The organism is Stenotrophomonas sp. NPDC078853, assembly GCF_044901215.1.
GTDB classification, from domain to species: Bacteria; Pseudomonadota; Gammaproteobacteria; order Xanthomonadales; family Xanthomonadaceae; genus Stenotrophomonas; species Stenotrophomonas lacuserhaii.
This window is the reverse complement of sequence record NZ_JBJDOQ010000001.1, coordinates 184,688-209,602: the sequence shown is the minus strand read 5'-3', so window position 1 is coordinate 209,602 and position 24,915 is coordinate 184,688. Positions and strand designations below refer to the sequence as shown.

The window sequence follows — 24,915 nt, the reverse complement described above, 5'->3', positions numbered from 1 at the left end:
ATTTACTTATTTCGTTTCCGCATGGGTAAATCGACTTCTACCATGCGCTGACACGGTGTGCCAGCGCGCATGCCCAAATCGATCCCACGGCCTGCGCGCCGTGCAACCGGATGCCGCCCATGTCTGCTCGAACCGTCTGCCTGCTTGCCTTCGCCCTTGCCGGGGCCGGCGTCCCCGCTGTCTCGCTGGCCTCGCCGAAGGTCGCCGACGTGCTGATCCAGCACGCCACGATCGTCGACGTCGAAGCGGCCAGGACCCGTCCCGGACAGAGCGTGGCGCTGCGTGGCGAGGACATCGTCGCCGTCGGTGACGATGCCTCCATGGCCTCCCGATGGACCGCTGCGCGGCGGATAGATGCGGGCAACCGGTACCTGGTTCCGGGGCTGTGGGACATGCACGTGCACTTCGGCGGTGGTCCGGCCCTGATCGAGGAGAACAAGGCGCTGCTTCCGCTGTACATCGCCCATGGCATCACCACCGTACGCGATGCGTCCGGCGACCTGCCGCAGCAGGTACTGCAGTGGCGTGGGCAGATCGCCAGCGGTGCGCTCGACGGGCCGCGGCTGCTGACGTCCGGGGCAAAGATCGAAGGCCTCGACCCGGTCTGGAAAGGCACGCTGGAAGTGGGCAGCGAGGCGGACGTGGATGCGGCGATCGCGCAGCTGCGTCGCGACCGCGTGGACTTCGTCAAGATCACCGACAGTACGTTGAAGCCCGAGCTGTTCCTGTACGCGGCCAGCGCGGCGCGCAAGGCCGGACTCAAGGCCTCCGGGCACATCCCGATGGCCTTGACGGTGGAGCAGGCCGTCGATGCGGGCCTGGCGTCCATCGAGCACCTGGATTACGCGTTCAAGGCCGGCAGTCGGGAACAGGCCGCCATCGCCGCGGATTTCGGCGCCGGGCGGATCGACCGCGCGCAGGCCAACCAGCGCCTGGATGCCAGCTTCGATCGGGACACTGCGATGTCGGCCTACCGTGACTTCGCCCGTCGCGGCGTCTTTGTCACGCCCACGCTCAACGGCGGACGCATCCTGGATTTCCTCGACCAGGACGACCATCGCCACGATCCCTACCTGGCCTACATCGGGCCCGGGCTGCGCGCCACCTATGCATGGCGCGTGGATCGCGCCGCCAAGGCCACGCAGGCGCAGGTGCAGGCGCGCCACCGGCAGTACCACCAGGTGGCTGCGGTGCTGCCGATGCTGCAGCAGGCCGGGGTGACGATCATTGCCGGTACCGATGCCGGGTTCCTCAATGCATTCAATTATCCCGGCATCGGGCTGCACCAGGAACTGCAGTTGTTCGTGCGCGAGGGACTGACGCCGCCGCAGGCACTGGCGGCAGCTACCCGCGCCGGTCCGGCCTGGTTCGGCCAGATGGACCGTTACGGTTCGGTGGAAGCGGGCAAGGCCGCCGACCTGGTGCTGCTGGACGCCAATCCGCTGCAGGACATCAGCGCCACCGAGTCGATCAACACGGTGGTGCTGCGTGGCAAGGTGCACGACCGCGCCGCGCTGGACGCGATGTTGCAGCAGGTGCGCAGCAAGGTGAAGGCCTGGGACGCAGCGCAGGGCGGCGCGCGCGTTGATTGAACCGCGCACCGCGGTTCACTTCGGGTCTTCAACCGCGATGAAGACGATGCTCAGCAGGCGGCCGTGCTGTCGATGGAGACGGCGTGCCACGCGGCCACGCTCGGCGATGCGGCGTGCTGCATGCCGGAGGCGCGGCAGCGCAGGATCCATGGCGGTCAGGACGGGCAGCGAGCGGAGGGCGGGCAGCTTGGTGGCTTGCGGCGGGGAGCGGAATACAAGAAACACGAAAAGGTGAATCCGCCGCCTTCGCCTCTTGGCCGGCGCTCATCATTGCCGCAGCGTGGAGTGCAAGGAGGATCGCCATGCACGCATCACCCTGGTGGTTGGCGGTAGGCATCGGTGTCTGCTCCGCTGCCTTTGCAGGGCCGGTCCATCGGTGTGGCAGCGGCGCCGCCGTGCGTTACCAGGACGCAGCGTGCGCGGCGGGCGAGCCGGCGGTGCGGTGGACGGTCCCGGACAGCGCGGCAAGCGGGGAAACCGCGGAAACCGCGGCCGTATCGCCCGTTGCCCAGCCACGGCCGCCGCCCGCCAGCCGCAGGACGCGCCAGCAACAGCCGGGTCGGGTCGTGTTGATCCCCCTGCAGCGCGATCCGCAGGCCTGCAGCCGCGCGCAGCGTGCACGCAGGAACGCCCTGCAGCGCAGACGCCGACGCGAATCCTTCGTTCAACAGCGGCACTGGGACGATCGGCTGCGCGATGCCTGTCGATGAAGGTCCAGTGCGCTCGCCGTTTCAGTCGCGTCCTATGGGGATCGAGGACGGGTCCGACTAACGTGCAGGTCATCTCCCCGGAACCCTGTGGCAACCAGGAACGCCGCGCGCTGCGTGGATCCTGCCTGCCTGCACGCCCCCAGCATGATTGCCTGCCTGCGGCCCCTCATCTACCTGTCGCGCCTGCGTGGACGTGATCGACCTGGCGGTGACCTGCGCGTGGTCCATCGGCATACGCGGCGCCTGCTGCTGGCGGCGGGGATACTGCTCAGCATGCTTTCGTGCATCGCACTGGCGATCACGGTTGCGTCCTGCGTGCGTGCCAGGCAGCAGGACCATCTGCACGATTTCCTGCGCGCGCGCGCAGCATTGGACGCGCACCTGCTCCATCAGCACGACCACTACGCCAAGCTTGCCCGCTTGACCGCCTACGCATGGCAACGGGGTACGGAAAGGGATCCTGCGCTGCAGGCAGCAGATCTGCGGCGTTACTTCGCCGATGGCCAGACGCTGCGGGTCAAGCAGGGAGCGGGTGCAGCCGTGCAGCTGGTGATTGGACGGGATACGCAGCGATGGCCCGCAACACGGCTCAGGCGCTACCTGGCGCTGTCGCGATCGATGTCGCTTCTTTCGCAGCTGGAGTCCGATGGTGCAGCGGCCGCGAGCGTGGCTTACTTCCTCGATCCCAGCGGACACTTTGCCGTGCTCGACGACGGCTTGCAGGACAGTGCCCTGGCCCGTGCGCTGTCCCGCGCGGACCGTGATGCGCCATTTGGCCAGCTGCGCGCGTATGTAAGATCGAGCCTGCCTGGGCCTTTGGGCGGCAGCGTGGCGACACCGGGCCCGACCCACGGCGATCATCGCAACCGGATCGGCATGGCTGCCCATCCCCTCAGCGGAAGGCCGTCGCGGATCACCGCGTTTCCGGTCCATGACGGCACGCGCGCGGTGGGTGTGCTGGTGGCCTTCGAACCCGTCGCAGCGCTGGCCGGCCTGCTGCGCCAGGCAACGGCCGACAATCTGCTGGTGGTTGGCCCCGATGGCGAAGTCATCCTGGGTTCGCGCGCGGACGCGCCGGTCGACCTGCTGCACGAATTGAAGGATATCCGGCGATGGCCACGAGGCGGATCGGGCATCAGCGAGTACCTGCACGAAGGCAGGCTGGGGTTCGCTGCGCCCGTGGCGGGAACCGGCTGGACGCTGGTCAGCCTGCTGGACGGGCGTGGCCTGCTGGCCGAGGCACGGCGCGAGCTGGGCATCGCCGTGGCCGTGTGGGCGCTGGGCATGGCCACGATCTGGATCCTGCTGGCATGGTTGGACCGGCGCGTGCTCGCCCCAGCAGCGCATCGGTCGCGGCAGGTGCATGCCGATGAACAGCTGTTCCGCTCGCTGATCCAGATGACGCCGGCCGGGCTGTGCCTGATAGACACCGAAGGGGCGCAGGCGGTGGTCCAGAATGAGCTGATGCGTCGTTATGCGGCCGCGGCCGAGCGATGCGGCATGGACCTGTATGCCGCCGTGGTGGAGGGCCACACCCGCGCGCGCAGGGTGGGCGGGGAGGGCGATCCGGCGATCGCCGAATTCGAACTGTCTCATCCTGCAGCGGGTCGGGTCGCCGCGCGCCACTTGCTGGTCAGTGCGACCCAGGTCGTCCACGAGCAGCGCAGCGTACTGTTGTGCGTGCTGCAGGACCTGACCGCACGGGTTGAACTGCAGGAGCAGAAGGACCTGCTGCATGACCAGGCAGAATCCGCGCACCGCGCCAGATCGCGCTTCCTGGCCGCGATGAGCCATGAGATACGCACGCCACTGCATGGCATCCTGGGCCATCTGGAGCTGTTTGCGCGCTCGCGGCTGGACAACGAGCAGCACGCCCGCCTGCGGCGCATCACCCAGTCCGCCGATTCGTTGCTGCTCATCATCAGTGACGTGCTTGATCTGGAGCGCGCCGAGGCGAACCAGCTCGGGCTGCAGGTGGTGCGCTTTGAGCCGGCCGTGCTGATCGAAGGCGTGGCCCTGCTGTATGCGCCATTGGCGCTGGGCAAGGGCGTGGACCTGGACCTGCTGGTCGATCCGCTGCTGCCCAGCCACTGCACCGGTCCGATGGCACGCATCGAGCAGGTGCTGCGCAACCTGGTCGGCAATGCCATCAAGTTCACCCCTTCCGGCAGGATCGAGATCCGGCTGCTGCCATCGGCGCAGCCGGGAGCGCTGCGCTGGGAGGTCGCCGATTCGGGAATCGGGCTGACCGAAACGCAGCAGGTGAATCTGTTCGAGCCTTTCATCCAGGCCGACGACTCCATTGCCGGCCGCTTCGGCGGTTCCGGCCTTGGCCTTTCGCTGTGCCGGCAGCTGTGCCGGCTGATGGGCGGGGACATCGATGTGCACAGCACGCCGGGGGTGGGCAGCGTGTTCGGTTTCGACATCCCGATGCTGCCTGCCGAACGTCCCTGCGACGAGGGGCGCGGTCCGCTCTCAGGCCGCCGGGTGCTGCTGCATTCGACGGTGACCAGTTGGCGCGAAGAGTTGGCGCGCCGGCTGCGCCGATGGGGCGCCGAGGTGCTGGTGCTGGACACGTTGGGGCAGGCGGACAAGGCCAATGACGGCGAACCATTGCCGCTGGTGATGTTTGAACGCAACCAGCGCGCTGCCGGTCCAGCGCGGCACGCCGGGGTCGAGCGTATCGTCCGTGTGCGCAGTGACGGGCCGCTGCGGGCCGCGCTGCGCGAAGGGGTCTGGCAGGTGTCGGCCTATTCGGCCGCATCGCTGCTGGAAGCACTGCTGGAACCGGAACGCACGGAGGACGGGTCGGCCGCGATGGATGGGCCGATGGCAACCCCGGCAGCGATCGGCTAGATTCGAGGCGCGCAGGCGCGCAAAGGGAATCGGCTTGGATACGTTGCCAACCAGTGTTGCATCGACGGTGCGGGGACGCTCCCTGTTGCCGTCGCTACGCCGCCACCAGCGCAGGCTGTTGTTCGGCGGCGGGGGCGTGGTCAGTCTGTTGATCCTGGCGACCCTGCTGGTGGCCCTGTTGTCCGATGTGGCCGCATTCCATGCAGCGCAGCAGCAGCGGTTCGCCGAAGCGCGCGCCTCGGTCGACTATTTCCTGTTCCAGCGCGACCGTGCCTATGCCGCCAACATCAACGGCAGCGAGGCCATGTGGAACGGGCAACAGGCACAGCTGCAGGCGCAGGGACGGCCGTTGGCAGACCGCTTCCTTGACGCTGGCGGACAATGGGTGGTGCGCGCGGAGGGACGTACCGCCGTGCCGTGGCTGGTACTGGGGGCGAAGGACAACCCGCTGCCACGGCCGCAGCTGGATGCCTACCTTGGCATCATGGTCGAGTACTCGGCCTATGCCGCCTCTACCGTGACCGCCCTGCGTGCCTCTGGTCCGGTCACGATGTACCTGTACGAACCGCAGGGACGCCTGTTGGCGGTTGCCGGGGTGCCCGACGAGGCCCAGCTGCTGCGCGCGCTTCGGGTTGCCAATCGTGAAGAAGCCTTCGCCCGGTTGCTGGTCGATGAAGAAAGGGCCCGGGCCATGCGGCCGCAGGTGGGTCCAGTGGAAAGTGCCGCGGCCAGCGGCCGCTTGATCTCGCGCTTCGATACCAACCCGATTACCGGCCAGCCGTCGCTGGTCGGCGTGCAGACCCTGCTGCAGGGGCGGGATCCGGCATTCCGACGCATCGTCTTCGAGCCGGTCGAGACCATCAAGACGCGGCTGGATGAGCGCGTTTCCGGTGCCTACGCCGTGGTCACCCGCGACGGGCGCACGGTGCTGCGCAGTGCCGGCCTGCCGCGTGATGTCAGTCCCGCGCTGGCGCGGCGGATCGCCCGTGCCGTCCCGGCGGGGGACGGCCGGCTGCATGTGGGCGGCCAGTTCATCGTGCATGGGCCGGTAAATGGGGTGGACTGGACCGTCCTGCACCTCTATGGCTGGGGTGATCTGTGGCAGGAGAAAGGCACGCGGCTGCTGGCGCAGGCGCTGGCTGCGGCGGTGATCCTGCTGGCGCTGTGGCTGCTGCTGCTGCGGCTGGACCGTCGCGTGTTCACCCCCGCGCTGGCAGACGCTTCTCGCGTGTACGAAAGCGAGGCGTTGAGCAGGGTGATCATCGATACTTCGCCGGTCGGGCTGGTGCTGATCGACCCGTCCAGCGGTGAGCCGCTGGTGGAAAATGAGCCGGCCCGGCAGATGGCCGCACAGGGCGTGGCCGCTGACGGCCAAGCGCTTTACGCAGTGTTGTCCGGACACGCGCGTGACGCCGTTGCGGCCGACGGCGATACCACCCATGAGTTCCAGTGGAACGCCGAGGGACCTGCCCGGCATGCGCTGAAACTACAGGTGGCGATGGCCCCTGCAATGTTCCGCGACCGGCCCGTGTGGGTCTGTGCGTTGCGCGATGTCACCGCGCAGGCAGAGCTGGAACAGACGCTGCGGGTTGCGCGCAGCGATGCCGATCGCGCGCGCGCGGCGGCCGAGTCGGCATCGCAGGCGAAATCCGCCTTCGTTGCCACCATGAGCCACGAGATCCGCACGCCGCTCAATGGGGTGCTGGGCCACCTCGAGCTGCTGGCGCGTTCGCCGATGCAACCGGCGCAGCAGGAGCGCGTAGAGCGCATCCGGCTGTCGGCCGACGCCTTGCTCGGCATCATCAGCGATGTGCTGGATTTCTCCAAGATCGAAGCAGGCCAGCTGGACATCGACCCGGTCGCGTTCGAGCCGCGGCCGCTGATCGAACAGGCCGCGCTGTTGTTTTCCGCGCAGGCCCAGCGCAAGGGCGTGAAGCTGTACTACGCGCTGGATCCGGCGCTGGACAGCGTGTTCCTGGCCGATGTGCAGCGCATCCGCCAGGTGCTCAACAACCTGCTGGGCAATGCAGTGAAGTTCACCGAGTCCGGCAGGATCGTGGTCAGGGCCGCGCTGGTGGAGCGCCCCACCGCGCCGGATCCGCTGCTGCGGCTGCAGGTGGTGGATTCAGGCATCGGGCTCGCCGAAGACCAGCTGGGGCAGTTGTTCCAGCCCTTCCAGCAGGCCGATGCCAGCGTTTCGCGTCGCTACGGCGGCAGCGGGCTCGGGCTGGCGCTGTGCCAGCAGCTGGCGCGCCTGCTGGGCGGCAGCATCGGCGCGGAAAGCACGTTGGGCGTGGGCAGCGTGTTCACCCTGGAGGTACCGGTGCAGCGTGCCGGGGTACCCGCCCGTCCCGCTGCAGTGCTTGCCGGCCAGCGCATCACGCTGCTGTCGGCCGCGGCGGAATGGCGGCTGGAAATCGGCGGGCTGTTGCAGCGGGCGGGGGCGGACGTGACGGTGCTGGAGCAGCCGCCACTGGAGCCGGTGGCCAGCGAGGGCGCCACGCTGCTGCTGTTCGGCGAGCGGCGCGCGTGGAGCGCCGATGACGAGGCGGCACTGGTCGCACGCCACCGTTACGTGGTGCGTGCCTACGCCAATGGCCCCCTCTCGCCGCAGCAGATGGCCGATGGGGTGCATGTCAGCTGCTATGCAGGACAGTCGCTGCTGCGTGCGCTGGGCGCGCTGCACGGCGCTGTTTCGCCCCTGCCGCCCGCACCGCCGGCGGCGGCCGTCAGCGCGCGCGGCAGGGTGCTGCTGGTGGAAGACAATCCGATCAACCGCGAATTGATCCAGCAGCAGCTGGAAACCCTGGGATTCACCGTGGACACCGCAGAGGATGGCAAGGAAGGGCTGCTGGCGTGGCGCCAGCATGAGCACCTGGCCGTGCTGACCGACATCAACATGCCGGTGATGGATGGTTACGCGCTGGCGCGTGCGCTGCGGGAACGCGCGGCCACGTTGCCGATCCTGGCGATAACGGCCACCGCACTTGCCAGCGAGCGCGAGCGCTGCCGCCAGGCCGGCATCACCGACCTGTTGCTCAAGCCGCTCAACCTGGAGACGCTGGGCCGCGTGCTGCTGCAGCATCTCGGTGCGATGCCCGGCATTGCCGGCGAGGCTGCCGTGCGGCCTGCCGGGCCGGCCGACGCCGCCCCGCCTGGAGGCGGGATGGTCCTCCCGGACCACCTGCGCCGCACGTTCGTCAACAGCTCCAGGGACGACCTGCAGCGCATCGCGCGTGCGCGCGCCGATCAGGATCAACCGGCCCTTCTGGATCGGGTACACGCGCTCAAGGGCGTGCTGATGATGCTGGGGCAGCGCGGGTTGGGGGAGCGCTTCAGCGAGATCGAAGCGCAGCTGCGCGAGGGCGGGCCCGTGGACGCCGCCGCGCTGGATGGGGTGATCGAAGCGCTGCAGGCGCTGGTCGACCAGCAGGCGGCGCAGCTTGGCGCAGGCTGAACCGGCCTGCGCGGATCGGCTCAGCTGGCGGCCCCCGACAGGCCCAGTTCGACGGCGTATTTGAACAGGTCCGCATCGCGCTCGATGCCCAGTTTGGCCATTCCGTTGACCTTCTGCGTGCTGACGGTCTGCTTGCGGCGGTCGAGTTTCTCGGCAATGGCGTTGACGCTCCAGCCGGCCACGAACAGGGTCAGTACCTCACGCTCGCGTGGCGACAGTGCCAGAGGCGGGCGCTGGGTGCCGCGCGAAGGCAGCAGGGGGGCGATGCTGGGCGAAAGATACCGGCGCCCTACGTGGGCGGCGGTGATCGCAGCGGCGATGTGGCTTACGTCATCGGCCTTGCTCAGGATATGGCTGATTCCCGCTTCAAACAGCGTCTGCACGATCGCGGCCTGGTCCAGGCCGGTGAACACCACGATCTGCAGTTCCGGATAGCGCTCGCGCAACAATTGCAGCAACGGCAGGCCATCGCCATGGGCGCCGCCCGGCATGGCGTAATCGGTGACCAGTACGTCACAGGTTTGTTCATCGAGCAGCGCTATCAGTTCGGTCGAATCGGCGGCGGATCCCACATGGACCAGGGCCGGGATCGAATCGAGGGCGGACTCGACGGCCATCCGGATCAGCGGGTGATCGTCTGCCACGACGACGTGGATCGAATTATCGGCCATTCAGGACTCCAGCTTTCGTGGTCAGCCCCTGCAGAAAGGGGGCGCGGCGCAACTATATGACAGCTTCGATTGAAGGTGGCATATAGTTCCCGGCATACCCTCAACCCATGGGCCGATGACGTGCCACTTCGCATAGCGATCGCCGATGACCACCCCGTGCTGCTGGCCGGGATCACCCATCTGCTCCAGTCCGAGGCCGACATTGAGGTCGTGGGCGTGGTGAAGGACTCCACTGCCCTGGTGGCGCTGGTCAGCGGGCAGGAGGTGGATGTGGTGGTCACCGATTTTTCGATGCCGCATGGGCAGTACGGTGACGGCATCGCCATGCTGCGGTTCCTGCATCGCCGGTTCCCGCAGACCCGGCTGGTGGTGCTGACCGGCATGGAGAGCCCACTGGTGCTGAACAACATCCTGGCGGCGGGCGTGGAATGCATCGTCAGCAAGAGCGATCCGATCGAGGAAGTGTTGCCGGCACTGCGGATGGCGTGGGCGCAGGGCGGCTATCTGTCGCCGCAGGTGCGGGCGCGCCTGGTGCCGGATGCCGGGGCGGATGACGAGGGCCAGCAGTTGTCCAAGCGCGAGAAGGAAGTGCTGCGCATGTATGCCGAAGGGCTTTCGGTGATCGAAATCGCTGCCCGCATCGGACGCTCGCGCAAGACCATCAGCACGCAGAAGGTGGCGGCGATGCGCAAGCTCGGGCTGGCGACCGACGCCGATGTGTTCCAGTACGCCATTGCCCATGGCCTGGTGAATGCCTCGCAGCAGGCCCGGGCGAATGCGGCCGAAGCGGAGTAGCGTTTAGTCCGGGTCCGATACGCGGCGCGTGCGCATGCCTCTATGGTGGCATGCAATGTCGTGGATCAACCGGTGCCGATGTGCTGCCCCTTCCACCCGCCCCTGTCGTGCTGATGCTGGTCCGGTTTTCCGAGCTCGACGCGAAAGGGCAGGCTGCTTTCCTTGATGCGCTCAATGCGTATCTGTATGCCTCCCCGCAACAGCGCAGGCGCCTGCGCGATGCCTGGCGCCTGCACGACTACGGTGCACCCTGCGCGGACGACCCACCCTGCAACGACCCGCCCGGCCTCGGCTGAGCCTCGATGGCGCCGTGCAGCGCCATCGTACGGGCCACGACGGTCGGATCAGTCGACCTGCGGGGCCGGTGACGGCGGCGGGGCCGGCGTGGGCAGCGTGGTTTCCGGATTGCCCTGTTGCAACTGCAGCTGCTGGATGCGCTGCTGCAGCGTGCCAAGCTGGCTGTTGCTGCTCTGCAGTTCGGTGCTCAGACTGACCGCCTGCTGCTGTGCCTGCTGCAGCGCGGTGCTGACCTGCAGGGACTGCGCGCGTTCCTGTTCCACCTGCGCCTGCAGGGTGCGCAGGCGCTCTTCGTTGAAGCTGACCAGGCGCTCGGTGTAGCGCTTGCCCGCATCCAGGCGGATGGTGTCGATGTTGACCTGCGCCAGCTGCTCGGTCTGCTGCACGAACGTGCGGTAGACGTGCTCGGCGTTCTCCACCGAATCGGTCTTGATCACGCGCCAGAAATTCTTTTCCTGGAACAGCGCCACGTAGTAGTTCAGCGTGCTGGGATTGAACAGCAGGCTGGCACCGTAGTTGCCGTTGTAGGTGGTGCGCAGCTCGGTCAGCTGCTTGGCGTCCATGAGCTGGCGCAGTTCGTCGACCGAATTGCGCGCTACCGGCGCGGTGCGTTCGGTATCCGGCATCGGCGTGCGCTCTGCGCGCGCGGCATGCGCTGCCGGCACCGAAAGGGGTGCTTGGCCAGGTGTAGCGGGCCAGCGAGGTGCAGCGGATCGAGGTGGTCGGATACACCGATCGCATCGGTAGCGCGTCCTACAACCGGGCGCTGTCCACGCGTCGTGCCGAGGCCGTGCGCAGTGCGCTGGTGGAAGGCGGAGTGGCCAGCGGGACGATCCGTGCCGAGGGTCGCGGCGCTGCCGAGCCGCTGGTGCAGTGCGACCAACGCAGCCAGCCGGCATTGATCGCCTGCCTTGCGCCGAACCGCCGGGTGCAGATATCCGGGCGTGCCCGGATCGACTGAGGTTTTCTTTTCGTGGGCGGCCTGCGGGCCGGCCCACCTCCCGTGTCCCCCTGGTTCCCCGGCACGCGCGGCAGCGTCTCCCCCGTCCAGCCCGCGCGTGCCGGTGAACCAGTTCTCTCCAGGCAGCATTGCATGAACGCCCAACTGGCGATGAAGACCTACACCACGATCAGCCTGTATGGACAGCTCGGCAACCATGCCGTGGTGCGTCTGCCGGGACGCCGCCATCCTGGCCTGATCGTGCAGTCCGACACCGTGGCCGGCTTCATCGCGCAGCTGCAGGAAGCGCAGGTGTCACTCCGTGCCGGCCGCCTTCCGCGCGCCGATGCGGAAATGGACCTGTTGATCGAGGTGCTGCAGGACTGGTATGCGCAGATCGAAGAACGCCTGGCCGATGCCGGCGAGGCGATGGGCTGAGTCCAGCCGTGCGTGGCTGCGGTGCTAAAATGCGCGTTGATTTCCGTTGCCGCGAGACTGCCATGAGCCCTGTTGCCTTCTATCCCGTGGGATCCCCCGGCCAGCCCTGGGGCGAGGCCGAGCGCACGCAATGGCGGGCACGGCAGCAGCGGCTGCGTCGCTTCGACCAGGACGTGTTGCCGCGCATCGATGCGCTCGCTGGTACCTTTGAGCCGGTGCAGTACGGTGCGCTGGACTACGCCGGCGAGACCTATCCGCTGCTGGCCCTGCGCAGCCCCGACTGGAATCCGGCGCTGCCGGCGGCACTGGTGACCGGCGGCGTGCACGGCTATGAGACCAGCGGCGTGATGGGCGCGCTGGAGTTCCTGGAACAGCATGCCGCCGCCTATGTGGGGCGCATCAACCTGCTGGTGGTGCCGTGCGTGAACCCTTGGGGCTATGAGCGCATCAACCGCTGGAATTTCGATGCCATCGACCCGAACCGCAACTTCCGCGAGGGCGCTCCGGCACGCGAGTCGACCGCGCTGATCGAGCTGGTGGCCCCGTTGAAGTCGCAGTTCGTGCTGCACATCGATCTGCACGAGACCACCGACAGCGACGAAAGCGAGTTCCGCCCGGCGGTGGCTGCACGCGACGGCAAGCCGTTCGTGCCTGGGCTGATTCCGGATGGGTTCTACCTGGTGGATGACACCGAAAACCCGCAGCCGGCGTTCCAGCAGGCGGTGGTGGCGGCGGTGGAGCAGGTGACCCACATCGCACCGGCCGACGAGGCCGGGGAGATCATCGGGTCGAAGGTGGTCTCGCACGGGGTGATCGAGTACCCGCTGGTGGCGCTGGGCCTGTGCGCCGGCATCACCGGGGCCCGCTACACCACCACCACCGAGGTCTACCCGGACAGCCCGCGCGCCACCCCGGCCCAGTGCAACCGGGCCCAGGTCGTGGCGGTGACCGCTGCGCTGGACTACGTAGTGGCTGCTGCGTGACGTAATCGACTGTCGCCTTTCGCCAGAAATCACGCTAAATGCTTGGTTTCTGGTGGCCTTCATCACGAATCGATGGTGGGACCGTCATGATGGTACGGATACCCCTTGATTCGGAGCAGGTCGCTTTCATGGAAGCCCTGGAGCCTCAACATAACCCGGTGCGGACGCTGCGGCCTGTCTTTGCCATCGCCTCGCTCATCGTCGTGGCGTTCGCCGTGTTCGTCAGCGTCTACCCCCTGGGTGCCGGGCGGATGCTCATGCAGGCGCAGGACTGGGCCTCGTCCAACGTGGGCTGGTACTACCTGCTGGCGATGACGCTGTACCTGGTATTCGTGGTGGTCGCCGCGCTGTCGCCGTATGGCAGCATCAAGCTGGGCGCCGACCACGACGAGCCGGAGTTCAGTTATCTGTCCTGGGCCGGCATGCTGTTCGCCGCCGGCATCAGCATCACCCTGTTCTTCTTCTGCGTGTCCGAGCCGCTGACCCACTTCATGCAGCCGCCGCAGGGTGACCCGGCGGCAGGCGAAGCGGGGGCGCGCCAGGCCATGCAGCTGTTGTTCCTGCACTGGGGCTTGCACGGCTGGGGCGTGTTCGCGCTGGCGGCGATGGCGATGGCCTACTTCGCCTACCGGCACAACCTGCCGCTGGCGCTGCGTTCGGCCCTTTACCCGCTGATCGGCAACCGGATCAACGGACCGATCGGCTACACCGTCGATGCCCTCGGCATCGTCGCCACCGTGTTCGGGCTCGGCGCGGACATGGGCTTTGGCGTGCTGCATCTCAACGCCGGCCTGGCCAATCTGTTCAACGTGCCACACACCCACGGCGTGCAGATCACGCTGATCGTGCTGATGATGGGCGCGGCGGTGGCGGTGGCGGTGACCGGCGTGGAAAAGGGCGTGCGCTGGATGTCCAACATCAACATGCTGCTGGCCATCGCGCTGGTGCTGTTCATGCTGTTCGCCGGCCCTACCCAGTACCTGCTGGGCACGCTGATGCAGAATGCAGGTGACTACCTGGGCAGCGTGGTGGGCAAGAGTTTCGATGTCTATGCCTACGGCGGGAAGCCGGGCTGGATGGGAAGCTGGACGGTGTTCTACTGGGCGTGGTGGATTGGCTGGTCTCCGTTCGTGGGGCTGTTCATCGCGCGCATCTCGCGCGGCCGCACCATCCGCCAGTTCGTGTTCGGCGTGCTGCTGATCCCGCTGGGGTTCACCCTGGCGTGGCTGTCGATCTTCGGCAACAGCGCGCTGGACCAGGTGCTGCACCATGGGCAATCGCAGCTGGCGCAGCTGGCCATCGATGACCCTCCCACCGTGCTTTACGCCTTGCTGGAAAGCTATCCGTGGAGTCGGGCGGTGATCGCGGTGACGGTGCTGGTGAGTTTCGTGTTCTTCGTGACCTCGGCCGATTCCGGTGCGGTGGTACTGTCCACGCTGTCATCGCATGGCGGGGCGCCCGAAGACGACGGTCCGCGTTGGCTGCGGGTGTTCTGGGGCACGGTGACCGCGGTGGTCACCGCCGGGCTGCTGCTGGCCGGCAACATGGATGCGTTGAAATCCGCAGTGGTGCTGGCCTCGCTGCCGTTCTCGGCGGTGCTGCTGCTGATGGCGTGGGGGCTGATGCGGTCCTTTGCCGATGAGTCGCATCGCAAGCGGGCGCTGCAGTACCGGGCCTCGCCGTTGGTGGGGGCCAGCCGGCACCATCAGGGCTGGCGCCAGCGGCTGGGGCGGGCGGTCAATTTCCCGGTACGCGACCAGGTGTACCGCTTCATGGATACCGACGTGAAGCCGGCGATGGAGGCAGTGGCCGAGCAGCTGCGCGGGGATGGCTGGGAAGTTTCCACGCGGCTGGAAGCGGGTGACATGGAGCTGTCGGTCAATCATGGGGAGCAGCAGGATTTCCTGTACCGGGTGATCCTGACCGGTTACCGGGTGCCGTCGTTCGCCTCGCACCAGGCGCGCAACAGCCGCTACTACCGGGCTGAGGTGCATCTGTACGAGGGCAGCCAGGATTATGATCTGGTCGATTACAGCCGCGAGCAGATCATCAACGACATCATCAGCCAGTACGAGCGCCATGTGCAGTTCCTGCACCTGAGCCGCTGATCTTCGTATGACGACCAACGGTCGTCACCCACCAGGGCGGGAAGCGGACGGCCAGCGGCCGTCACCCACCAGGGCGGGAAGCGGAAGAACAACGGTCGTCACCCACCAGGGCGGGAAGCGGACGGCCAGCGGCCGTGGTCGCCGCCGGCAATGGTCAAGAAACCGTCATACGGGTCGATAGAGAGGCTGTCCGCCCCCTTCCGAGTTCCGTGATGCGTACCGCTTCCCCCACTTCCCGCTCCACGCGTCAGCCCAGCGTGGCCCGGCGCCTGATGCTCGGCACCGGCCTGCTGGCCCTGGCCTGCTTCGGTTTCACCGCCGTGATCAGTTACTGGCGCAGCAGCGATGCATTGCTGGACAGCGCGCAGGCGCGGCTGCAGGACCTGGCCGGGCAGGAGGCCCAGCGGATCGCCGCGGAGATCGCGGTGGCCGCCGACACCGGCACGGCGCTGGCCAATAGTTTCAGCGTGCAGCGATCGCTGGGCAGCTTGGACCGGACGGCGGCCAACGAAATCATCCGCGCCCAGTTGCAGGCCCACCCGCAGTGGCTCGGCATGGGCACCTTGTGGGAGCCCGATGCTTTTGATGGCAAGGACGCTGCGTTCGTGGACAGCGAGGGCCATGATGGCAGCGGCCGCTTCATGACCTGGTGGGCCTGGCAGGACGGTACGCTGGTGCGCGAAGCGCTGCGCGATTACGAAAAGCCCGGTGACGGCGATTGGAACCTCAAGCCGCGGCAGACCCTCGCCCAGGCCGTAGTGGAACCGTACTACTACCCGGTGGCCGGCAAGGACACCCTGATGACCACCGTGGCCACCCCGATCCTCGCAGATGGGCGCTACCAGGGCGTGATCACGGTCGACTTCACCTTGGCGGCGCTGCAGGCGCGCATCGCGGCGATGCGGCCGATGGAAGTCGGCCATGCGACCCTGCTGTCGCCGGCCGGTTCGGTGATGGCCAGCCGTAATGCGGATGAGGTCGGCAAGCTGCGTGACGATGCCGGTACCCAGGCGATGCTGGCCGCCGTCGCAAAGGGTGAGACGATCGGCAGCCAAGCCCGCTTCAATGGCGAGGAGGAGCTGCAGGTGTTCGTGCCGTTGCGGGTAGGCTCGGCGCCGCAGGTGTTCGCCTTGGGTATCGCGGTACCGAAGGCCCACGTGATGGCGCAGGCGCGTACGCTGCTGTGGGTGATCGTGGCGGTGGGCCTTTTCTCGGCCGTGCTGCTGAGCGCGGCCTTGTTCGTGCTGCTGCGGGCGCTGGTGCTGAAGCCATTGGCCGAGGCCGAACGAGTGTCCGCGGCGGTGGCCGAGGGGCGCCTGGACAGCCGTATCAGCGTATCGCGCAATGACGAAGTGGGCCGCCTGTTGACCTCGATGGGGGCGATGCAGGACCAGCTGCGCGCGGTGATCGCCGCGCAGGCGGACATGGCCGGGCGGCATGACGAAGGGCAGATGAGCTATCGGCTGGATGATCGTGCCTTCCCCGGCGAGTATGGCCGCATGGTGGCCGGCACCAACATGCTGGTAGCTGGGCACGTGGACGTGCAGCGTCGGCTGGTCGAGGTCATGGCCTGCTACGCGGTGGGCGACATGAGTGCGGACATGGAGGAGCTGCCCGGCGAGAAGGCGATGATCAGCGCGGCGATGCGCGAGACCAAAGCCAACCTGCAGGCGATCAACGCGCAGATCCTGCAGCTGGCACACGCTGCGGCAGCCGGTGATTTCACCCAGCGCGGTGATGCGACGCGCTTCACCCACGATTTCCGCAGCATGGTGGAGGGTCTGAACACCCTGATGCACACCACCGACGGCAACCTGGCCGAGCTGTCGCGGCTGCTGCAGGCGATCGCCCGGGGCGACCTCACCGCGCGCATGCAGGGTGACTTCCACGGCGTGTTCGCCCGGATGCGGCGCGATGCCGATACCACGGTGGAGCAGCTGACGCGCATCGTCGGCGGCATCCAGCAGGCCAGCGCGATGATCAACAGTGCGGCAGGCGAGATCGCCGCGGGCAACGAGAACCTGTCGCAGCGTACCGAACAACAGGCGGCCAGCCTGGAAGAAACCGCTGCTTCGATGGAAGAACTGACCTCCACCGTGCGCCAGAATGCCGACCACGCACGCCAGGCCAACGAGCTGGTGCAGGGTACCGCCACGGTGGCGTCACAGGGAGGGGAGGTGGTCGCACAGGTGGTGCAGACCATGACCGGTATCGAAGGATCGTCGCGGCGCATCGCCGAGATCATCACGGTGATCGACGGCATCGCATTCCAGACCAACATCCTGGCGCTGAATGCCGCGGTGGAAGCGGCGCGTGCCGGTGAGCAGGGTCGCGGCTTCGCCGTGGTGGCCACCGAAGTACGCGCCCTGGCACAGCGTTCGGCCACTGCCGCGCGCGAGATCAAGGGCCTGATCGATGATTCGGTCGGGCAGGTGGAGCAGGGCGCCCAGCTGGTGCGCCAGGCCGGCAGCACCATGCAGGACATCGTCACTTCGGTGCACCGGGTGACCGACATCATGGCCGAGATCTCAGCTGCCTCGCAGGAGCAGAGCGCGGGCATCGAGCAGGTCAGCCAGACCGTGGTGCAGATGGACGAGGCGACCCAGCAGAATGCCGCGCTGGTGGAAGAGGCCAATGCCGCGGCGCGTTCCCTGGAAGAGCAGTCACACGAACTGCAGCAGGCGGTGGCGATCTTCCGCCTGCGCGAAACTTCCACCCTTACGCCGCGCGCCGCGCTCACCGCCGAGCCTGCATGACGTCCCGACGGTAGCGCCGAGCCGTGCTCGGCGGAATCCTTCCGGCGTCGTGGAAAAGCGCCGCCGAGCGCGGCCCGGCCCCTGCTCCGGGATGCCGCGTTTACGGACGCAGCAGCACCTTGCCGGTGCGTCCACCGGCCAGGCTGGCGGCGGCCGCGTCGGCGATCTGCGCGAGCGGATAGACCGCCTGCACCGGCAGCTGCAGGCCACCGCCAGCGGCACGCTTCAACAGCTCGCCCACCAGTCGGCGCTTGTCCTCCACGGCCATTGCCTGGCTGACCTTGCTGCCCCAGAAGCCCTTGACCGTAGCCTGCTTGAAGATCACGTCACCGGACGGAATCTGCATCGGTTCGCCGGTCATCGAACCGAACGACACCAGCGTGCCGCCCTCGCCAAGCAACCCCATCAGATCACCGCTGGCGCTGCCGCCGATGGAGTCCACTGCGGCGCGCGCCAGCCGGTCGCCGAGCGCTGTGCGCACCGCCTGCTGCCAGTTGTCGGAGGCGGTGGAGAACACATTGGCGATGCCCAGTGCTTCCAGTTCGGCTACGCCGTCGTCGCGGCGGACCAGATTGGCGACGTTGACCCCGCGTGCGCTGGCCAGCATCGCCAGCGTTTTGCCCACCGCACCGTTCGCGGTGTTCTGCACGATCCAGTCGCCCTTTTCCACATGCAGGAATTCCAGCAGCATCAACGCGCTGAGCGGCATCGCGATCAGCTGCGCTGCGGTCTCATCGTCGATCGCATCCGGCATCGGGATCACCATCCGAACCGGTGCGATGAAGGCTTCGGCCCAGGTTCCATGCACCGAAGCGGCGGCCACCCGCTGGCCTGGCGCGAGTCCTTCCACACCTTCGCCGAGGGCATCGATGATGCCCAGTCCCTCGCTGCCACCGACGGCCGGAAGGGTCGGCTTGTAACCATACTGCCCGCGCACCGTCCACAGGTCGTGGTTGTGGATCGGAGCGAGCACGGTGCGGATGCGCACTTCACCGGGACCCGGCTCGGGCAGGTCCGTCTGGCCTTCGGAGAGAACAGCGGTGGGGTCGCCAAAACTGGCGTGGAGGGCGGCGCGCATGCGGAATCCTGGTGGGGGTTGAGGCCCACAGGGTGCCACCGCGCGCGGTAACGGCAGGTCAACGGCATGGGGCAGTGGGGGCCGGTGGGGGGCGGTGGGTGACGACCGTTGGTCGTCACGCTTTGCAGCCATGAGCGTGACGACCAACGGTCGTCACCCACCGACGGTCGTCACCCACCGAGTATGACGGCCAGCGGCCGTCGTACCCGCATCAGCGCTTGCGGCGGAAGGCGGCCGGGGTGCGGGCGCCGACGATGATCATGCGCACCATGGTGGAAATCTCTTCGATCAGCTCGGCATCCTTTTCCGGCGGCTGGTCCATCGCGCTGGCGCCCATCGCGAACACCAGCCGGGTGATCGCCTTGGCGGCCAGCTGCGGGGCGTGCAGGCGCACCCCGTCCATCGCGGCCAGCCTGACCAGGTCGACCTGCAGCTCGTCTTCGAAGTACTGCAGCTCGCGTTCCACCGCGTGCTTGAAGTCGTCCGAACCGACCGCGCCTTCGCGCAGCAGCACGTGCAGCAGCTTGTCGTCGGCGCGCAGCTGTTCCATGAAGGTTTCCACCGACACCCAGACCACGCTGGTGGCCGACACCGTGGCACGGCGGCGGGCCTGGCCGATGATGGTGCGCAGCGAGCGCCCGGCCAGGTCGATCAGCGCGATGGACAGTTCGTCCATGTCACGGAACTGGCGGTAGAAGCTGTTCGGTGCGATGCCCGCTTCGCGCGCGACTTCACGCAGGCTGAGGGTGGACAGGCTGCGGTGCGGCCCGATCAGCGCCAGCGCCGCGATGATCAGATCCTCGCGGGTCACCGTACGGCGGACCGGCGTGGCGTCTTCGGGCGGAGGCGTGACGATGGGGGACATGGGGGAACCGGGTGGACCAAGCGTGAATCATACCTGATCCGGGTCGATATACACCTGTATACACAGCTGTGTGCGCGCACGTATAGTTGGATCCATGAACACTGCCGTCCGCCCTGCCATGGTTGATCGTCCGTCGCTGCTCTCGCCGCATCGCTGGCTGTCGCCGGCGCTTTTTGATTACTGGGCGGGGCAGGTCAACCGCCTGTGGACGCTGCGCCAGCCGCTGGCACGCCTGCTGCGGCGTGAGCCGGCCGGCGAGGGCGCCTGCACCCTGGTGCTGCGCACCAACCGCCACTGGCGCGGTATGCAGCCGGGCCAGCACGTGACCCTCGGCATCGAAATCGACGGCCGTCTGCTGCATCGCAGCTACAGCCCGACGCTGCTGGGGCCTAACCTGCTGGCGATCACCGTCAAGGCCGTCGATGGCGGCCGGGTCAGCCAGTATCTGGTGTCGCAGGCCCGCCGCGGCAGTGTTTTCCACATCGGTGAAGCGTTCGGTGAGTTCTCGGTACCGACTGCGGCTCCGCTGCTGCTGCTGGCCGCAGGCAGTGGCATCACTCCGATGCGCAGCCTGCTGCGCGCCCTGTCCGCGCGTCCGCTCGGTGCGCCGGTGGATCTGTATTACTGGGAGCGCAGCGACGCCGGCTTCAGCTTCCGCGAGGAGCTGCTGGCGATGGCGGCCGCCGATCCGCAACTGCAGGTGCGCCTGCTGGCCACGCGCGATGTGCAGGCGCCGGCAGCACGCATCGACAGCGTGGCCTTCGACAGCCTCGGCGATGTGCCGCTGGCGCAGCGCCACGTGCTGGCCTGTGGTCCGGATGGCTTCGTCGCTGCCGCGCGCAATCGCCTGCTGCATCAGGTGGCAGGGTTCCAGGCCGAAGCCTTCACCCCGCCATCGGCGCCTGCCGGTGACCAGGGCGAGGTGCAGCTGACCCTGGCACGCAGTGGCCGCACGCTGACCGTGCCACGCGGCAGGGCCCTGCTCGAAAGCCTGGAAGCCCAAGGGCTCAAGCCGAAGCATGGATGCCGCATGGGCATCTGCAATACCTGCACCTGCGTGCGCGCCAGTGGCGCCACGCGGCACCTGCGTACCGGCCAGGACCAGGATGAACCGGCAATGCCGGTGCGTATCTGCGTCAGTGCCCCGACCACCGACCTGGTCCTGGATCTCTAAAGGAAGCCTTTGCTGATGAGCCGCCCTGATCGTGCCCTGACCCCTGCTGAGCTGAACGCCTTCGGCGCCGAACTGGACGCGATCCGCGACCGCGTTATCGGCGAGCTGGGCGCCAAAGATACCCGCTACATCCGTCGCGTCGCCGCCGCCGTGCGCTGGTCCGGCGTGCTCGGCCGCCTGCTGCTGTTCGTTGGCGCCTTCTCGCCGCTGTTCTGGTCGCCCCTGCTGTGGCCGGCGTGCATCGCCGGTACGCTGCTGCTGGCGCTGTCCAAGATCCTGGAGAACATGGAGCTGGGCCACAACGTGATGCACGGCCAGTACGACTGGACCGGCGACCCGAAGCTGGACGGCAACAGCTACGAGTGGGACATCGTGGCCACCAGTGACAACTGGCGCAAGACCCACAACTTCAAGCACCACACCTATACCAACGTGCGCGGCATGGACGATGACATCGGCTACGGACTGCTGCGCATCTTCCCCGAGCAGCGCTGGCGCCCGTTCTACCTGCTGCAGCCGATCATCGCGCCGGTCTTCGCGCTGCTGTTCCAGTGGGGCGTGGCGATCCAGGACCTGCGCATCGGCCGTTGGCTGAAGGGCCGCATGACCGCCCGCCAACTGTGGAAGGAGACCCGTCCGGTGGGTGCCAAGATGGCGCGCCAGCTGGGCAAGGACTACATCCTGTTCCCGGCGCTGGCCGGCCCGTTCTTCCTGCCGGTGATGCTGGGCAACCTGGTGGCCAACGGCATGCGCAACATCTGGACCTACGTGATCATCTTCTGCGGTCATTTCACCGCCGATGCGGAAACCTTCCCCAAGGACTGCCTGCGCAATGAATCGCGCGGCCACTGGTACCTGCGCCAGCTGCGCGGCTCCTCCAACCTCAGGGGCGGCTGGGTGATCAACGTGCTGTCGGGCAACCTGAGCCACCAGATCGAGCACCATTTCTACCCGGACCTGCCGGCCAACCGCTATTCACGCATCGCCGTGGAAGTGAAGGACATCTGCCGCCGGTATGGCCAGCACTACAACACCGGCTCGCTGCCGAGCCAGTTCGGCCAGGTCGTCTGGCGCATCCTGCGGCATGCGTTCCCCAGCCGTCCGGCGCGCATGAGCTCCCGCGAGCCGGTGGCGGGCGCAGCCTGAACGGCCAGGGCCCGCGCTATGCAAAGCGCGGGCAATCGCTGAGAATTGCACGCATTGCGTTGTTTTCCGTAAAGGCGTGCGAGTGAACGTTGCGGTATCGTCCCCGGTCTCCATCGAGAGCCCATCCCCCTCGCCGCAGCCCTTGCCCGAGTCCCATGCCGCACAGATCGTCGCGGATGTCGGCGGGACCTTCGCCCGCCTGGCCTGGTCGTGCGGCGACGGGCGCGCGCCGCGCATCGAGGGTTTCCGCCGCTACCGCTGCGCCGACCATCCGAGCCTGTCCTCCATCCTGGCCGATTTCGCCGGCGAACGTGCAGGGTCTGGTTGTGGCGCGGTAGTGGCCATCGCCGGGCTGCTGCGCGGTGATGTGCTGGTCAACGCGAACCTGCCCTGGCCGGTGGCCGTCGAATCCACGCGCCAGCAGGCAGGATTGCATTCGCTGCAGCTGATCAACGATTTCGAAGCGGTCGCGCTGGCGATCCCGCACGTGCGCGCCGATGCACTGGTCGCGCTGCATGGCAGCGGCGATCCGACCACGGCGTGGCCGGCGCTGGTGCTCGGGCCCGGTACCGGACTGGGTGCTGCGCTGCGCTTTGCCGATGGCGCGCGTCCGGTGCTGGCCAGTGAAGTCGGTCATTCGGCGCTGTCGGCCGGTACCGCGCTGGAGCTGGACGTGCTGCGCCTGCTGCTGCAGCGCTGGGACCACGTCGACAACGAACGCGTGTTGTCCGGCACCGGCATGCTCAATCTTTATCAGTGCCTGAGCCAACTGCGTGGCGCGAGCGCGCACTGGGACGACACCGAAGCGCTGCTCGCTGCCGCGCATCGGGGCGATGATCCGCTGGCGCGTGAGACCGTCCACATGTTCTGCGGCTGGCTGGGCAGCTTCGTCGGTGACCTGGCGATTGCGTTCGGTGCACGCGCGGTCTACCTGGCCGGCGGGGTGTCGGCGCATATCGCGCCGTTCCTGCCGGACAGCCCGTTCGTGGCACGCTTCCTCAACAAGGGCGTACTGGCCAGCGTGCTGCAGCAGGTGCCGGTGTGGCGCGTTGAACATGGCGAACTGGGCGTACTCGGTGCAGCGGCGTGGAACGCCTCGGTGGCCCGGTAGAACCAGGCCACGGCGCCCGGTGGCACAACCAACAGAGGGATTCGCATGACCGATCGTAGAAGCTTCCTGCAGGCCGGTGCGTTGGCGGTCGGCGCTCTCGGACTGCCACGCAGCGCACGCGCGGCTGCGGCCGATCCCGGGCCCCGGGTGGTGTCGACCTGGGACTTCGGGGTGGGTGCCAACCAGGTGGCCTGGAAGACCCTGGCCGCGGGCGGCAGTGCGCTGGATGCGGTGGAGCAGGGCGCACGCTGGGCGGAGAGCGAACTCTGCAACCCGACTGTGGGGCGGTGTGGCAACCCCGACCGCGACGGCAACCTCAGCCTGGATGCCAGCATCATGGACGGCGACGGTCGCTGTGGCTCGGTCGCTGCGCTGATCGACATCCTGCATCCGGTATCGGTTGCGCGCCGGGTGATGGAACAGACCCCGCACGTGATGCTGGTCGGGCAGGGCGCACAGGCTTTCGCGGTTGAGCAGGGTTTCCCGCGCGGCAAGCTGCTCACCCCCGCTGCCGAAAAGGCCTGGAAGGCGTGGCTGGAGACCGCCGAGTACGCACCGCAGATCAATGCCGAACGCCGCACCCTTCCTGGCGACAGCAGCAACCATGACACCCTGGGTATCCTGGCACGCGACGCACAGGGTCGGCTGGCCGGGACGTGCACCACCAGCGGCATGGCGTGGAAAATGCAGGGCCGGGTGGGTGACAGCCCGATCATCGGCGCTGGCCTGTACGTGGACAACGAGGTGGGCGCGGCGACCGCATCAGGGGTCGGCGAGGAGATGATCCGCAACGCGGCCTCGTTCCTGGTGGTGGAGCTGATGCGCCAGGGCCGCAGTCCGGCCGAGGCCTGCCGCGAGGCGATCGCACGGGTGGTGCGCAGACGCCCCGAAGCCAGCCGCACACTGCAGGTGTGCTTCCTGGCGATGAATCGCGACGGCGAGGTCGGCGCCTACGCCCTGCATCGTGGATTCGTCTACGCGGTGTGCGATGCGCAACGCCAGGACGGGCTGCACGATGCGGACTCGGTGTACCGCACGGAGCAGGCCTGAGCATGCGCCGGCTGCTGGAGATCGCCGCTGATGGGGTCGGATCGGCACTGGCCGCGCAGGCCGGCGGAGCGGACCGCGTGGAACTGTTCGCCGACCTCGCCTCCGGCGGCCTGACGCCCTCGCATGCAACGCTCGCGGTCAGCCGCGACCGGGTGCGCCTGCCCCTGTTCGTGCTGATCCGGCCGCGCGCCGGGGACTTCCTGTATGGCGGTTGGGAAGCGGACGTCATGCTGCGCGACATCCAGCATTGCCGTGCACTGGGCATGGACGGCGTGGTGCTCGGCGCGTTGACGGCCGAGGGCGACGTCGATGTCGCGCTGTGCCGCGAGCTGGTGGCGGCGGCAGGCGGCCTGCCGGTCACTTTCCATCGCGCCTTCGACGCGGCGCGCGACCTGCCCGAGGCGCTGGAGACGGTGATCGGGCTGGGCTGCGCGCGGGTGCTGAGCTCCGGAGGCCACGGCTCGGCGCTGGAAGGCGCGGACGTGCTGGCGGACATGGTCCAGCGGTCTGCGGGGCGCATCGGGATCATCGCCGGGGCGGGCCTTGCCGCCTCCAACATCGCCGATGTCGCCCAGCGCAGTGGCTGCACCGAACTGCATGCCTCGGCGAAGGCGCTCAAGCGCAGTGCGATGCAGCACCACAACCGCGCTCTGTCCGGCCTGGCGCTGGATCATCAGCAGAGTGACGCCACGCAGGTCGCCGCGTTGCGTGCCGCGCTGGATGCGTTGCCGGACCGGCGCTGACGACGGCGTCACGGGCTGGACACTACGGTGTTTATCGTTTATCAATAAACACAGGGCGCTCTTCCGGCGCCTGTCTGCTGGAGGCCCCGTGCCGAGCCGTACCCGCCGCGCGCCTGATCCGCGTGGCATCTTCAAGCTGACCCAT

Annotated in this window: 20 protein-coding genes; 15 read left to right on the top strand and 5 right to left on the bottom strand. The window is 67.8% G+C overall.

The genetic code is table 11. The features are described from left to right. Positions 1-119 precede the first annotated feature (119 nt). Positions 120-1,592, top strand: coding sequence for an amidohydrolase family protein (locus ACI2JH_RS00915; RefSeq protein WP_404735158.1), 1,473 nt, complete (start codon positions 120-122; stop codon positions 1,590-1,592). A 15-nt stretch (positions 1,593-1,607) separates the two neighbouring features. On the opposite strand, the gene ACI2JH_RS00910 is transcribed toward ACI2JH_RS00915, so the two are convergent. Continuing rightward, positions 1,608-1,817, bottom strand: a complete 210-nt coding sequence (locus ACI2JH_RS00910; RefSeq protein ID WP_404735157.1) for a hypothetical protein — start codon at positions 1,815-1,817, stop codon at positions 1,608-1,610. 572 nt (positions 1,818-2,389) lie between these two features. On the opposite strand from ACI2JH_RS00910, the gene ACI2JH_RS00905 reads away from it, so the two are divergent. Both ACI2JH_RS00905 and ACI2JH_RS00900 read left to right on the top strand, forming a co-directional pair. Then, on the top strand, positions 2,390-5,158 hold the full coding sequence (locus tag ACI2JH_RS00905) for a sensor histidine kinase (protein ID WP_404735156.1): 2,769 nt from the start codon (positions 2,390-2,392) through the stop codon (positions 5,156-5,158). 34 nt (positions 5,159-5,192) lie between these two features. Next, positions 5,193-8,615 carry a response regulator gene (locus ACI2JH_RS00900; protein ID WP_404735155.1) on the top strand — a complete coding sequence of 1,141 codons (3,423 nt, stop codon included), beginning with the start codon at positions 5,193-5,195 and terminating at the stop codon, positions 8,613-8,615. 20 nt (positions 8,616-8,635) lie between these two features. On the opposite strand, the gene ACI2JH_RS00895 is transcribed toward ACI2JH_RS00900, so the two are convergent. Beyond that, the gene (locus ACI2JH_RS00895; RefSeq protein WP_182655765.1) at positions 8,636-9,286 is read right to left on the bottom strand and encodes a response regulator transcription factor; all 651 of its coding nucleotides are present in this window, start codon (positions 9,284-9,286) and stop codon (positions 8,636-8,638) included. 120 nt (positions 9,287-9,406) lie between these two features. Here ACI2JH_RS00895 and ACI2JH_RS00890 point away from each other — a divergent pair, with 120 nt between their 5' ends. After that, positions 9,407-10,081: a response regulator gene (locus tag ACI2JH_RS00890; protein WP_404735154.1), complete on the top strand. Its 675-nt coding sequence runs from the start codon at positions 9,407-9,409 to the stop codon at positions 10,079-10,081. Between the two features lie 107 nt (positions 10,082-10,188). Then, positions 10,189-10,377, top strand: coding sequence for a hypothetical protein (locus ACI2JH_RS00885; protein WP_404735153.1), 189 nt, complete (start codon positions 10,189-10,191; stop codon positions 10,375-10,377). A 48-nt stretch (positions 10,378-10,425) separates the two neighbouring features. Here ACI2JH_RS00885 and ACI2JH_RS00880 read toward each other — a convergent pair whose 3' ends face one another. After that, a complete protein-coding gene (locus ACI2JH_RS00880) occupies positions 10,426-11,106 on the bottom strand; it encodes a DUF2968 domain-containing protein (protein ID WP_404735301.1) in 681 nt (226 codons plus the stop codon). Here ACI2JH_RS00880 and ACI2JH_RS00875 point away from each other — a divergent pair. From ACI2JH_RS00875 to ACI2JH_RS00855, 5 genes are all read left to right on the top strand, one after another. Then, positions 11,082-11,339, top strand: coding sequence for an OmpA family protein (locus ACI2JH_RS00875; RefSeq protein WP_404735300.1), 258 nt, complete (start codon positions 11,082-11,084; stop codon positions 11,337-11,339). The two genes, ACI2JH_RS00880 and ACI2JH_RS00875, sit on opposite strands and share 25 nt — an antisense overlap. Positions 11,340-11,471: 132 nt before the next feature. After that, positions 11,472-11,756, top strand: coding sequence for a DUF6959 family protein (locus ACI2JH_RS00870; protein ID WP_042613608.1), 285 nt, complete (start codon positions 11,472-11,474; stop codon positions 11,754-11,756). A 62-nt stretch (positions 11,757-11,818) separates the two neighbouring features. Continuing rightward, positions 11,819-12,739 (top strand): M14 family metallocarboxypeptidase, encoded by a 921-nt coding sequence (locus ACI2JH_RS00865; protein ID WP_404735152.1) that lies wholly within the window; start codon positions 11,819-11,821, stop codon positions 12,737-12,739. Positions 12,740-12,867: 128 nt separating this feature from the next. After that, on the top strand, positions 12,868-14,847 hold the full coding sequence (gene betT / locus ACI2JH_RS00860) for a choline BCCT transporter BetT (protein ID WP_404735151.1): 1,980 nt from the start codon (positions 12,868-12,870) through the stop codon (positions 14,845-14,847). Between the two features lie 212 nt (positions 14,848-15,059). Beyond that, positions 15,060-17,603, top strand: a complete 2,544-nt coding sequence (locus ACI2JH_RS00855) for a methyl-accepting chemotaxis protein (RefSeq protein WP_404735150.1) — start codon at positions 15,060-15,062, stop codon at positions 17,601-17,603. Positions 17,604-17,703: 100 nt separating this feature from the next. Here the strand turns inward: ACI2JH_RS00855 and ACI2JH_RS00850 are convergent, their stop codons facing one another. Both ACI2JH_RS00850 and fabR read right to left on the bottom strand, forming a co-directional pair. Beyond that, on the bottom strand, positions 17,704-18,681 hold the full coding sequence (locus ACI2JH_RS00850) for a zinc-binding dehydrogenase (protein WP_404735149.1): 978 nt from the start codon (positions 18,679-18,681) through the stop codon (positions 17,704-17,706). Positions 18,682-18,892: 211 nt separating this feature from the next. Continuing rightward, positions 18,893-19,546, bottom strand: coding sequence for an HTH-type transcriptional repressor FabR (fabR, locus tag ACI2JH_RS00845; protein ID WP_319277986.1), 654 nt, complete (start codon positions 19,544-19,546; stop codon positions 18,893-18,895). Between the two features lie 94 nt (positions 19,547-19,640). Here fabR and ACI2JH_RS00840 point away from each other — a divergent pair, with 94 nt between their 5' ends. The 5 genes from ACI2JH_RS00840 (at position 19,641) to ACI2JH_RS00820 (ending at position 24,770) form a co-directional block, all read left to right on the top strand. Then, positions 19,641-20,720: a flavin reductase family protein gene (locus ACI2JH_RS00840; protein WP_101100622.1), complete on the top strand. Its 1,080-nt coding sequence runs from the start codon at positions 19,641-19,643 to the stop codon at positions 20,718-20,720. A 15-nt stretch (positions 20,721-20,735) separates the two neighbouring features. Continuing rightward, the gene (locus ACI2JH_RS00835; protein WP_101100623.1) at positions 20,736-21,866 is read left to right on the top strand and encodes an acyl-CoA desaturase; all 1,131 of its coding nucleotides are present in this window, start codon (positions 20,736-20,738) and stop codon (positions 21,864-21,866) included. An 82-nt stretch (positions 21,867-21,948) separates the two neighbouring features. Continuing rightward, positions 21,949-22,977, top strand: coding sequence for a glucokinase (locus ACI2JH_RS00830; RefSeq protein ID WP_404735148.1), 1,029 nt, complete (start codon positions 21,949-21,951; stop codon positions 22,975-22,977). Positions 22,978-23,022: 45 nt separating this feature from the next. Then, positions 23,023-24,027: a N(4)-(beta-N-acetylglucosaminyl)-L-asparaginase gene (locus ACI2JH_RS00825; RefSeq protein ID WP_404735147.1), complete on the top strand. Its 1,005-nt coding sequence runs from the start codon at positions 23,023-23,025 to the stop codon at positions 24,025-24,027. Continuing rightward, on the top strand, positions 24,024-24,770 hold the full coding sequence (locus ACI2JH_RS00820; protein WP_349998297.1) for a copper homeostasis protein CutC: 747 nt from the start codon (positions 24,024-24,026) through the stop codon (positions 24,768-24,770). Before ACI2JH_RS00825 ends, ACI2JH_RS00820 begins: the two co-directional genes overlap by 4 nt. The last annotated feature ends 145 nt before the right edge of the window (positions 24,771-24,915 follow it).